Source organism: Acinetobacter variabilis (assembly GCF_000369625.1).
In the GTDB taxonomy this organism is placed as follows: domain Bacteria; phylum Pseudomonadota; class Gammaproteobacteria; order Pseudomonadales; family Moraxellaceae; genus Acinetobacter; species Acinetobacter variabilis.
Genome location: NZ_KB850117.1, coordinates 130,903 through 142,798, shown reverse-complemented (window position 1 = coordinate 142,798; position 11,896 = coordinate 130,903). Strand labels below are relative to the sequence as shown.

Annotated in this window: 7 protein-coding genes and 4 pseudogenes; 7 read left to right on the top strand and 4 right to left on the bottom strand. The window is 35.4% G+C overall.

Annotated elements, in window-relative coordinates:
- Nucleotides 1–88 precede the first annotated feature (88 nt).
- The 3 genes and pseudogenes from F897_RS17620 to F897_RS16620 all read left to right on the top strand — a co-directional run.
- Nucleotides 89–184 (top strand): annotated as a pseudogene (locus F897_RS17620) (IS5/IS1182 family transposase); the annotation flags it as partial.
- Between the two features lie 158 nt (nucleotides 185–342).
- Nucleotides 343–1,011, top strand: coding sequence for a hypothetical protein (locus F897_RS16625; protein ID WP_004779994.1), 669 nt, complete (start codon nucleotides 343–345; stop codon nucleotides 1,009–1,011).
- The gene (locus F897_RS16620; protein WP_005237669.1) at nucleotides 1,008–6,059 is read left to right on the top strand and encodes a site-specific integrase; all 5,052 of its coding nucleotides are present in this window, start codon (nucleotides 1,008–1,010) and stop codon (nucleotides 6,057–6,059) included. The genes F897_RS16625 and F897_RS16620 overlap by 4 nt, the downstream gene beginning before the upstream one ends.
- A gap of 70 nt (nucleotides 6,060–6,129) precedes the next feature.
- Here the strand turns inward: F897_RS16620 and F897_RS18015 are convergent.
- Nucleotides 6,130–6,231 (bottom strand): annotated as a pseudogene (locus F897_RS18015) (IS5/IS1182 family transposase); the annotation flags it as partial.
- Nucleotides 6,232–6,614: 383 nt separating this feature from the next.
- Between F897_RS18015 and F897_RS16615 the strand changes: the two are divergent.
- The 4 genes and pseudogenes from F897_RS16615 to F897_RS16600 all read left to right on the top strand — a co-directional run.
- Nucleotides 6,615–6,832: pseudogene (locus F897_RS16615) on the top strand (hypothetical protein); the annotation flags it as partial.
- A gap of 141 nt (nucleotides 6,833–6,973) precedes the next feature.
- Entirely contained in the window at nucleotides 6,974–8,002 is a 1,029-nt protein-coding gene (locus tag F897_RS16610) for an IS701 family transposase (RefSeq protein WP_079255106.1), read from the top strand.
- Nucleotides 8,003–8,312: 310 nt separating this feature from the next.
- The gene (locus F897_RS16605) at nucleotides 8,313–8,879 is read left to right on the top strand and encodes a plasmid replication DNA-binding protein (RefSeq protein WP_005237663.1); all 567 of its coding nucleotides are present in this window, start codon (nucleotides 8,313–8,315) and stop codon (nucleotides 8,877–8,879) included.
- Between the two features lie 199 nt (nucleotides 8,880–9,078).
- Entirely contained in the window at nucleotides 9,079–9,420 is a 342-nt protein-coding gene (locus F897_RS16600) for an avidin-fold protein (protein WP_005237660.1), read from the top strand.
- A 160-nt stretch (nucleotides 9,421–9,580) separates the two neighbouring features.
- On the opposite strand, the gene F897_RS16595 is transcribed toward F897_RS16600, so the two are convergent.
- The 3 genes and pseudogenes from F897_RS16595 to F897_RS16585 all read right to left on the bottom strand — a co-directional run bounded on the left by F897_RS16595 (nucleotide 9,581) and on the right by F897_RS16585 (nucleotide 11,877).
- Complete coding sequence (locus tag F897_RS16595; RefSeq protein WP_005237659.1) at nucleotides 9,581–10,021, bottom strand: SRPBCC domain-containing protein; 441 nt, start codon at nucleotides 10,019–10,021, stop codon at nucleotides 9,581–9,583.
- 58 nt (nucleotides 10,022–10,079) lie between these two features.
- A pseudogene (locus F897_RS16590) lies at nucleotides 10,080–10,739 on the bottom strand (HAD-IA family hydrolase).
- 109 nt (nucleotides 10,740–10,848) lie between these two features.
- Nucleotides 10,849–11,877, bottom strand: a complete 1,029-nt coding sequence (locus tag F897_RS16585) for a MerR family transcriptional regulator (protein WP_005237657.1) — start codon at nucleotides 11,875–11,877, stop codon at nucleotides 10,849–10,851.
- Nucleotides 11,878–11,896: the final 19 nt, after the last annotated feature.

Here is an 11,896-nt window from a genome sequence, read left to right as displayed (position 1 = left end):
GTGAGCATGAAATCTAAAAGTTTTTTCAACTAAGGGCTTTGTTGCACAAACCTATCTGTAACGGCTTTTTCAGCGATATAATTTTCAAATGAAGAAGCCTACACACAAAATCTACCGCACAACCAATTGGCCCGCATATAACCGAGCACTCATGAGTCGCGGAAATATTGCCATTTGGTTTGATTTAGTATAAAAATAAAGTTAGTAAATAAATCATATAAATCATATAAATCAAATACTTTTTTATTAAATATAAAATCTACTTGAATTAATTTTGTTAATTTTGGGACTATAATATTCTATTATTGTAACGCTAAAAATAATTTACCGGTGCAGAAAAAAATGATGACTCCATTGCTCATTGACGCATTAACAATTTCTGAAGGCAGGTTTAAAAAACCATGCCCTGTTTTAGTTTTGAAAATGCTGTTACTTGATGAGGAAACGAGCGGGTTTTCAGAGGTGATTAAAAATCAAGCATTACTACTGCTCGCGACATATCGCAAATTACTGCGTGCTGTCGCTAGGGATTTAAGTAATGTAAAAACTATAGAGAACAGTGTGAAAAAAAGACATTGGGGGAAAGCGGATAAAGCACAGGATAAGATGGTGATTGCAGACCAACTTCGACTAAAGCATTTAGATTTAGAAGAAATGATTTTATTTTTAAATACACAGCATTTTTTTAAACAGCTGCCGATTTCCTTTGTTAAAAAATTAGTAGATTGGGCACCACCGGTAGTTAGTGGTATTTTTTTAATCGAAAATGTTTTAGCCGGTTATATCGCCCAGAAGCTTTTGCTATTAGAAAAAATTAAAGTAAAGGAGCTTTGCAAGTCTGTGCAACCCTATTTTCACATAGCTGACTTTTTTGTATTTTTACCTCGATTAGAGGAACTTTATCAAAAACATCAGCAGCAAATTGTTCGTGTGGCACCAACGGCAGAAGTTGCTTTAGCTTTAACAGACTTTAAGAAAGCATGGATCTATCGTCTTAGGAGGAGGCCATGAATATTTATTTTAAGCAGCTTCTAGAATGGATGAATCAGAATGCGAGCATAGAAGAACAAGTACTTATCCAAGCATTATTTTTGTTACGTGTACATTATAGCTTAGCTGGTATTGTTGTCATTTGTCAGCGAATTTTCACATTGGTTGGTGATGATGAATTACCAGAATTTCGTGATGAGCTTAATACTTTAAAGATCATTAGTACATTACAGTATTCTGATCAATACTCACATTTTTTCTCAGAAACAATAGATAGAAACAGACATACACCCACGCCACTACGTCCATACACTGGAGACAGTGGAATTTGTGATTTGCTATTGATTCAAGCAGGACGAAGTCGAAATAATGAGAGTTTTGATAAAGTAATTATTTGGTTTTTAGAGCAAATATTTAACTTTCAAAAAAAAGTACATACTCTAGAGCTTTATAGTAGTTATTTAACGAGTGATGGAAGCATAAAGCTGAAAGATCAAAAAGGATCTCGTGTGTACAATGCCTTTTTAGCGATTAGGCTATTAGGTGATGCTGGTAATACACAGAATTTAGAAGATGTAAAAGCATCACTGCTTCAAAATTCGCCGAAACAACTGATTCAGTTAATGTCTGTTCATAATAAAGATGAACAATTAAATAAAATTTATTATGCATTAAAGCTATTTTTATCACAAATCTGGCAAAATAATCGGCAAAAAAATAACAAAAAACGTCGAGAATTTTTACACCGTATAGGTTTAAAGCATAGAAAACTGATCTTGCAACGATACGGCTCATTAAGTATTGCTATTCAACCTTTAGAGGATGTAGATGAAATTCATCGTGGTCTAGTATCTGAAGTATTTGAGGATGATGAGATTGAAGAAGATGAACCACCATTGGAGCCATTGTTTACATTTTTTTTGGCAGAACAATCCGATTTAATTCGAGGGTTTTATGCATCTAAGTCTACTTCTCAGCATGTTGAAGCTGCAAATGTTGGTTTAGTTTGGACCAAATGGCGATTGTCATTAAATTCGATTCAAGAAGTGTTTAGGCTCTGTCAACCATCTCATACTGATACCAGCTTAATTTTACGCGCAAAATTAGCTTTAATATTAAGTTTACTCACAGGACGTTCGGTGAGTGAATTAACAGCGCCTCGTTTTAGTCAAAATGCAGATCAGAATAATATTGCTATTCAGTATGATCATACTTTATCTGCATATGTATTAAGTGTGTTTGCAGGGACACCGACACTCAAAAAAAAACCAGAAGATTCTAAATTTCATGTGCCATGGACCAATGAATTACATTTGGTTTTACCGATTGAACTCAATGATTTAGTGAGTCAAGTCAAAAATCTTGGGATTACAAGACATCATATGGCAGTTGAACGTGACGTGAGTGAACTGATTAACCGTGTACCTAAAGAGCTAGAAATCAGCCTCAAAAGCATTCGAGATATTCTTCCACGTTTGTTATATGATCATAGCCAAGGTGATTTAGCTGTCGTTAAAGCAGTGACTAATGCATCAGGTCGAAATTATGATAACTTGATTCATTATGCCTCTTTTGAACAGAGGCAACTTGAGCAACTCTGGGCTGCTTGTTTAAGAACGATAAAAATTAATATTCCTGAATATATATACTCTTCCAATAAGCGGGTGGGTAGCCCAATTGGAATAAAGATTATTGAAATACAAAATGAAATTACACGAATAAAAAAGAGAATAAATCATGCTGCCGAACAGAAAGATTGGCAGACGCTCTTTGATAACTTAACATTGTATACAGCATTATGGATGAATCTTGCAACTGCAGGACGAGGAATTAAGCAGCCCTTTCCAAAGTGGATCAGTCAGCAAGGCTGGGCATTGATTCAAGATAAACATCATCAAGATGAATCAACCGATCGTTATGTGCCATTGACGCAAGCGTTGATCAAACAGATTCAAGGTTTACGTGGTTTGATGGGAATGCTAGGGGAGCAAATTGAACCACGTGTTGATTTATCATCTTATGCTGTGCAACTTTGTGCTCCTCATCAGATTGAAGGTTTAGTTAGAAATTGGGCACGGAAGTTGGTTCGCTCTGATTATAATCAGTTACCTGGACGGTTCAAGGACGCTGGACTTGGGCACTGGGTAAGGGGTCGCCATCCATGGGATATGTTATCCGTATTTCCTGTATCAGCCTTTAAAAAACAGTGGCTTGATGTACAAGAAAACTTGCAAAAACAATTAGGTTTCGAGTGTCTTGAAGATTTTGATTTTTTAAAAATCAAGGATATTCCAACATTTGTTTTAACTCAAGAGACTAAAACAGTACAGGTAGAGACAAAGCCTAGAATAGAGTTTTCTGAAAATGATGTAAAAGAATGGCTCAAAAACCCAGACTATAAGTCCTATTATCCGCTGATTTTTGAGGAAAATCCTGAGCCACAAGTAGCTTTAGAGCTTGGACATCTATTAGCCTCAAATTTAGCTAAAAATAAAAATATTGATTTGCCTCAAGCGATTAAAGCATATTGTGCTTATATTCGCGATGAAGCGAAAATTCCTTTATTCGTTCAGCTACCTCAAAAGGCGCATCGTACATGGCTGACATCTGAAAATAGTTTTAGTACATGGTGTTATATAGAACAAAACTTACTTGATGTTATTAAGAGGGATTTAGAACATTTACCTGAACATCAAAATTTTGATGTTGAAATAGGACGTTTGCTGGTTGTACTCTCGATGTATTCACAATTGTGCAGAGTAAGCCATTTACAAGCAATGTTAGAGTTTATTGCTTCTGATCAGCCTATAGTCGCTATGGGATATAGTCGGCTTATTGAGCTGGCAGTGAATAATGATAGATCTGTGACGAAGATACGCCGTACAGTACTGTTAAGTCCTTATGTCTCGACTTTAATTTTAGTAGACCGACAGTATCTACAGCCCCGATTAAAAATTATTTTAGCACAGTCAAAAGATCAACAAAGAAAGGCTTGGCAAAAGTGTTTTAATACATATTTAAAACAAATAGGACTTAAGTCAACTCTATCGTTAGCTCAATGGTTGAAAGCTTTACAGCAAAAGGTGATGTTAAATAGCACTCCGTTGATTGCAGGTTATATATCAGGCCAAGTCCTGACTGAAGATCTTTCAATAAATGAATTATTACGATTATCCGAATATGAAAAATTAACCATAGGTTTAGATAGCACTGAGCCTGAAAGTGAAATAGAAATAGGCGATGAGCAACTACATTTGTCTGATATTTTAGTGATGATTCAGCAACTAAAAGGTGAGTCTAGGTCAAGCATTTGGCTTAAACAGCTTGCCAATAATAAAACGAATCACTACTCAGTCAATTTATTAACGTGCTTTGTGCAATGGTTGATTTTACGCTGTGATGCAGAAGAGTTAAGTCTACAGAATCGAAATATGATTCATCTACATTTGGCCATTGTCAGTGCAGGTATATTGGGGTTTTCAGAAGATTTAACAAAAGATAGCCAGATTGATGAAGATGTATTTCAAAAATGGATGGAGTTGACGCAAGAGCATTTTCCACACCGCAAGCATCTCGCAGCGTGGAATCGCTTTAGAGATTTTTTAATTCAGTTAAATAATGATCGTATAAAGTTACACAAGTGTACAGCGCATCAAGCAAGTGCTAAAGTTTTTTCAAAAAATGAAGTGCAGCAGATCGTTCAAATATTACAATCTGTAGAATCTGGGGTGAATGATGCTGCTTTACGTCTAGAGATTCAGCGTCATTTTCGTTTATCTGCGGCGATGGGTGTACGCCGTTCAGAGACACTTCATTTACGACCCTTAGATATTGATGAAGATATGCTCCGAATTCGTCCTTATGGTGAGCATCAGTTAAAAACACTTGGATCAGAACGTGTTGTTCCGATGAATTTATTAAGTCAGACGATTCAAAAGGGATTAGATAATATTTATAAGAATAAAAAAGATTCAATATTAATGTCTGATGAGAATAGTGGGCATAGGCCTTTTTTTGATCAAATATCTCAAATATTAAAGAAAGTCACTGGAGATGTTGATCTCAGCTTACATCATTTAAGACATACGTTTGCAAGTGCATATACTTTAAAGTGTTTGCAAACAGTGGTGGATTTTAAAGTGCTGACGATAGAACTTCCATGGCTACAAACTTGGATGCCATCGAATGAGCAATTTAATACGCTAGTAGGCAATGAAGGACAGGTTGGGCAAGGGATTAAGGCGATTAGTCGAGTGCTTGGACATTTACATGAATCGACAACATTAAAGCATTATATTCATATCTTATTTCTAGCTACTTATGCCTATAGCATGCAACAACAGCAACCCAATTTACATACTGCATTTTTTAACCGAGTCATGAGTCGGAGTAATTTATTCAGGCATTTCCAAGCGATTAACCAACAGAATGGTAATCTAAACTATGAGTTGAGAGATACCATCGAAAAATATGTGCTCAAAAAAATAGAAAGTCAGAGGTGGGTAATCTATGCTCAAAAAATAGGGAATTCGACGGGTAAAGTAATTAAACACGACCTGTTTCAAAAGATTGAAGATATTGAGCGGTATCTTATTTCTGGACAGGGGCAGCCACAATTAGATATTGAGTCCTGGAAGAGAGCTTTAATTACGATGTCAAACATTCCTTCAGGTAAACGTGGTTCAAATATAGGAAAACATCCATTATTGACACAAGGGAAATTAGCACGTTTGCCTGAATTACTAAGGGCTGTAGATTTTAATTCCGCACAAGAGATTTTAGAGCGATTTGATTATTTAGAACGAAACCAATCAGACACTTATAATTGGTTAATAAAAAAATGGTTGTATGAAAGTAATGTAACAAAAGTATTGATGCATTTTACCGCAGAAGATAAACCTATGCTTTCACTTCTTATAGAACATCAGTTTTTTCCGGTAGTGATGAAACATAATAAATATGATTATTTTAGAATAATGTCTCAACAAGCGTCATTAAGCGCCGTGCGATGGGTACTTACGTGGTTGAGTGTACGATATTTAGCGATTGGAGATCATATCAGAATCTAAGTATATATGACTTACGCACGCTTTGTTACACAAAGGTTTGAAAGACAGCGCTACCTTAATTGAGCTAATTTCAAGTGACAACTTGGATGTAAGTGCAGCCAAATTCTGTGAATTCGTTCGAGATAGCTACGCGTGCATGAATATCATTTACCTGACTAGGAAAATTTCTTGCTGCTCATTTATAGCTTAATAATAGAGACTTAAGTATTTTTTATGGATCAACAGAACCAAAAAACATCGCATTATCTATTGTGTTTTGTCTGCTGCTGGAAACTATGTAACATGATTCCTTAGGGGAAATAGCCTAAGCTTAATAAGTGATTAAAAGCGCTGAAAATCCGCAAATTTGATTTTTTTCTTCGCTTTCAATTTGATCCATACGTTATTTATTTATATTTTTCATTTACAAAGCAATAAAAGATTCTAATTTGGTTTGCTCAAAGAAAAAGATACCCATTTGATAATTAGGTTACAGCAAAATCTGTAATCAGGCGTGGAAACCTGAAAATTACTACAGAAGTATTAAAACCGCTTTAACAGTTTTTTGTGCCTATTATGCTTAGTTTGCTATTATTAAATATCATTCAGCATAAAGTCATGTTGCAGAAGAAATGTCACCTTCAATGCAGCGTGACAATTTTGAAGTAGCACTAACTGATTTTGAAAAACATCCAATCATCAAATGTTTATTTAAAGCGAATAACCAGCGTTCTACAGAATATTGGAGCGTGCAAGAAATTGCAAACTTTATTGAGGATTGTACAGAAGATCAAAAACATCAATTTATATTCTAGTAACTTAAATTCTCAATAAAAAATTATGTTTTTTTTAATAAACAATAGCTTATTTTACTATTTCTAGGACTTACGCATTGACGGATTCAAAAAAGTATTAAAATACTTTATAAAGTATCTGTGATTAGACGAATTAAACATGCTTCTACAGCAACTTGTACATTACCCATTTATATGGGCTTTCTCATGACAGAACCGAACTCTATTAGCTGCACACAACTTGCCGAGACTTATAATATCTCGCATGATAGTGTAAATCGCTTTCTAGAGCGTGAAGACTACACACCTCACGACCTATATCAAGAATCAATTCAACATATTGATAATAATAAACTTATAGTCAGTATTGATGATACTGTTTTAGATAAACCATATAGTCAACATATGGACTTGGTTAGCTATTTTTGGTCAGGCAAACACCACCGATCCGTCAAGGGTATTAATCTCATTACCTTGTATGCGACAGATCAAAATGGTCAAAATATTCCAATTAATTTCCGAATTTATGACAAATCTGAAAGTAAAACCAAGAATGATTACTTTATGGATATGTTAAGTGAAGTACTCAGTTGGGGTGCAAAGATTCAATTTATTACAGGTGATAGTTGGTATTCATCGACTGGAAATCTAAAAACCATAAGAAAATATGGTATTCGATTTATGTTTGGTATCGACTGTAACCGTAAGGTTTCCCCAGAAAAAGGACAATGGTTTCAACTGCGTTTATTGCCAGATTTCCATCAGGGTCAAGTGGTCTGGCTCAAAGATTTTGGCTTTGTACAATTATTTAAGACTCAGTTAAAAGAACAGCAGAGGTTTTATATTGTGCATCAAGATGAAGATGATTTATTGTCCTTTGAGGGTTTTCATGAATTACATTCAAGTCATTGGAAAATAGAGCAATATCACCGGGTGATTAAACAGGTTTGTCATATTGAAAAGTTTCAAGTAAGACGATCTAAACTGATTTTGAATCATATTTTTTCAGCCTTGATGGCCTACGTTGAGATACAAAAGAACCAGTTTGAGCGGATCTTTGAAAATGTATATCGTTGGCAGAAGAAATTATTTAGACCAGTTATCAAAAACTTCATTGATGACTTTATTCTCGATAAAAATCATCTGCTACCACAGAGAATCTATAAATAATAGTGCGTAAGTCCTAATTTCTTATTAATAGTTATAATTTTTTCATAACAAAAAACTCTTGATAAAAATTTTACAGCAAGCTTACATGTTTGGTAACCAGCTGTCTCGATTACCTGAATTTTCTAATTTAGCTGTAGGAGGTGAAAGTTATGAATCTCTCGCTGTCAAAATCAAAGAAATGCTCAGAGATCCAATACAACAAAAGCAATTTTTACCAAATCTAAGAAACTTAGGCTTCAAACCTTGAGTGTATTGGAGAATACACTTATTGTATTCTCCAATACGTATCGTAAATACACAGTAATACACCATGAAAACAAGTACAAAATACAGTGTTAGTGATGCAGCTACACTGTATAAAAAATCTCGTGCTACACTTTATAAAGATATAAAAAATGGGGTATTAAGTCGTGATCATGATGGCTCTATCGACTTCTCTGAGTTACTCCGCGTTTATGGTGAACCTTTTAGTGGAAAGCACTCAAAACACACTGATACGTCTCCAACACAAACTATAAATACACCTGAATACACCGACAATACAGTTATTGAACTAAAGAATCAGATCGATTTTCTAAAGAAACAGTTAGAAAAAGCAGAAGATCGCGAAGCTAAAGCAAATTCTCGTATTGATACATTACTTACCCTAATTGAAATGAGGCCAACTCAGGTTCATTCCACACCAACTTCAGATCAATCTTCAGTGCAATCTAGTTTATCTCAAGTAGAACCTACATTGAATGTAGATAACGACAAACATGACGGATTGACTACTCCAGATCAAAAAGAAAATAAGCGCATTCTGGTGCCTAAACACATTGAACCAGTGCCTGAGAAAAGAGGCTTTTGGAGCCGTTTTTTTAGACCCTATGATTAACCACGATTGTTTAACTCATATGAATAAAGTCGTGAAACTTTGATTAAATAATAAGCGTGGAACGTGAAAAATCATAAAAAAAAGTCCACCTTGGGGAGGTTGGGCAAAAAAGGAACTACAGCTTTGATTTGTAAGCGGAATTATAACGCATTTCGTATAAGGTGTATTATGTTAATTTTAGGGAAATTAAAGAGTAGAAATGAACTTAAATCTAAATAATAAAAAATTTGTAAATGCTAAAAATACATCTAATGGAGAAGTATCTCACGAGACTGTTTTTAATTATTACCAAGTAGGTGAGTGTATAGAAGCTACCTATTCTGGTGGCAGTATTACCAATGGACATTTACTAGGTTTCATGACTTCTGAAAAAACTTTCACTATGGCGTACCACCACATCAATCAGATGAATGAATTACGTATAGGTGAATGTAATACTGAGATTGAGATCCAAGCCAATGGGAAAATTAAGTTAATTGAAAACTGGCAATGGCGTAATGGCGACTGTTCTACAGGCGAATCAATACTTATTGAAATCTAAGGTAGAGATAAATAAAGCCCTGATCTAGGGTCAGGGCTTCGTATAATCCGTATTATGTAAATTTTAGATGAATTAAAAAGCTGAAATAATCAAGAAGTGAAGTGCCTACATGTATCTGTTTTTAATAACGATAAAAACTGATTGCCATATAATTTCGGATCTAATTTTTTGATTCTACAAATAATTTTAGAGATTGATTCATATATTCAAAATCTTTCGTTATATGTGTCAAGTTTTTATGCATTATAGGTACAAGCACACCACTAAATCTTTCAGAGTGTACGAGATGGGTTTTTCCATTCTCTTGAGAGTAAATTTCAAAACGATGATTACCATCTAAAAGACCAGGTATTAGAAAGTGACCTAGCCAACTTAAAGACTGAGCATTTTTAACTTCCAATAGTGTAGGCTTAAATTCCATTGCTTTTTTCTTAGTTGGATGAATCCTAATCTTTAGTTTTTCACCTATGTTTAACTTTCCTTCAACTTTACGGTTAAAGGGATTCCAACTCTCATACGATTTAAAGTCAGTCAGTACCTGCCAAACTTGTTCCGGTGTCGCATTAATATCAATATGTGTAGTTAGCTTTAAAGAAAGCATAATTTACCTCTGGTATCTAGAATGGCGATTCTCTGCTTATAAGCATAATTTAGTAGGGTTATTTTTTGCTGACAGTAATCCTCTTTATGGCAGACACATTTTCAAATGTCTCATCAGGTGACAGTTTCTTTAAAAGTTTTTCTGTACTGTAACCCCATAAAACTGCACCGAAAGCAATTCCTACCGATCTAGCTGCTTCATAATCGGTAATCTGATCACCAATATAGATAGTTTCTGAGGGTTTAAAGTCTGCTTTTTTTTAAAGCTGCTTTAACCTAGATGCTTTTCCAAAAAAAGATGCACCGCATTCAAAGTAACTAAAGTATCGACAGCTTGAACCAAGAACACTGGTCACATTTTCGTATCCATTTGAAGAAACTAATCCCACTGTAATTCCATGTTCATTAAGGTGTGCAAGCATTTCATCTGTATGATCAAATAGAGGAATCTTTGAAGAATTTACCTTCATAAGTTTTATAAAACTCTGAGTAATCGCAGGTAGTTTCCATACTGGTATCCCAAGATTTTTCATTATCTCTCGGGAAGATATTTCCCTAAAAGATTCAACCTCATCTAAATAAATCTTCTTGAAAGAATGCATGTCAGCTAGATGATTTATAGTTGAAACAAAGAAAGGAAAGGAATCTGCTAAGGTTCCATCAAAATCGAAAATAACCAACTTATATGCTGTAGTTGAATAAGTTTGTGTTAATACCATTTACTCTACTTTCTCTATATAAAATATTTTGAAATCATAAACTTAATGACTACCCCATATTATGGAATAGCCACATTACTTTGATTATTTGAGTAGAGGTAAGCATGTACTAAGCACAACGCATTAAAGCTGCTACTGCTTTTTCTAAAAATTGCAAAGTGGTAGGTTTGAGCCAGGTTCCCTCGGCAAGACTTGGTTCATTTTGCATGGCATTGCGAATCTTCGCATGTGTCGCCGGATTTTTGCCTGCGTAACCCTGTAACATGGAGAGCCATTGCTGTGCTAAACACTTTGCTTGTTCACTGTCAGGTTCAATCCCAGCACGAATGGCCTTCTCCAATGCAATCAATAACTGGGGCCAATTTTTCATCTCACGTACATAATTTTGCTTCATAAAAGCAAATTCCTGCTCGGATAAATAACGTGCGAACACGTTCAGCTTGCTCTCGGCAAATGCTTCAAGTAGAAACTCAACCACTTCCGGACGCACACCCAATTTTTCCTGAAATGCCGATTCAGCTGAATGCATGCTATTCAATTTAGCCAACCATTCAGGATTAGCAGCCGTATTCTGTTCAAGGGTCAGCATCCAACGTGAAGCCAGGTTTTGGGCAGCTTCACTACTAGAAGATTCTCCGGCCTTAAAGAGTGTATTAGCTTCGATGACAAGTGCTTCCCACTCTTTTTGTTGTTTACTATCTGCCTGTAAAAAAGTCAGATCTGCAAGTTCCTCTTTTGTAAAATATTGTTCGTACATAGACATAAGCTCCAATGTTTTTAGCCAATTTTCCAATTCCAGCTCTTCACCATTCATCAGTTGATTTTTGAGACTGCTCAAACGATAGCGCAGTTGATTCTGCTTAATGATCATCTGATCGATTGCCTGAATCTGCCGATCAATTAATGGGGCGAGTGCCAGGTTTGGACTATTAAGAACCGCGCCAATTTCTGCCAATGTCATTCCAAGCCCTCGCAATGCCTGAATTTGGTATAAGCGAGTAATATCTTGGCGACTGTAAAGTCGGTAACCGGCATCGGAGCGGGCCGAAGGCTGAAGTAAACCGATATCGTCATAGTGATGAAGAGTGCGAATAGTTAACCCTGTCCGCTTAGCCAGTTCACCGACTTGTAAGAACATCTTTTGACTCCTTTATTAC

Excerpts from the sequence above, each read along its gene's own strand:
- F897_RS16620 (WP_005237669.1), top strand. The coding sequence starts at position 1,008 with ATGAATATTTATTTTAAGCAGCTTCTAGAATGGATGAATCAGAATGCG.
- F897_RS16600 (WP_005237660.1), top strand. The coding sequence starts at position 9,079 with ATGAACTTAAATCTAAATAATAAAAAATTTGTAAATGCTAAAAATACA.
- F897_RS16605 (WP_005237663.1), top strand. The coding sequence starts at position 8,313 with ATGAAAACAAGTACAAAATACAGTGTTAGTGATGCAGCTACACTGTAT.
- F897_RS16625 (WP_004779994.1), top strand. The coding sequence starts at position 343 with ATGATGACTCCATTGCTCATTGACGCATTAACAATTTCTGAAGGCAGG.
- F897_RS16595 (WP_005237659.1), bottom strand. The coding sequence starts at position 10,021 with ATGCTTTCTTTAAAGCTAACTACACATATTGATATTAATGCGACACCG.
- F897_RS16585 (WP_005237657.1), bottom strand. The coding sequence starts at position 11,877 with ATGTTCTTACAAGTCGGTGAACTGGCTAAGCGGACAGGGTTAACTATT.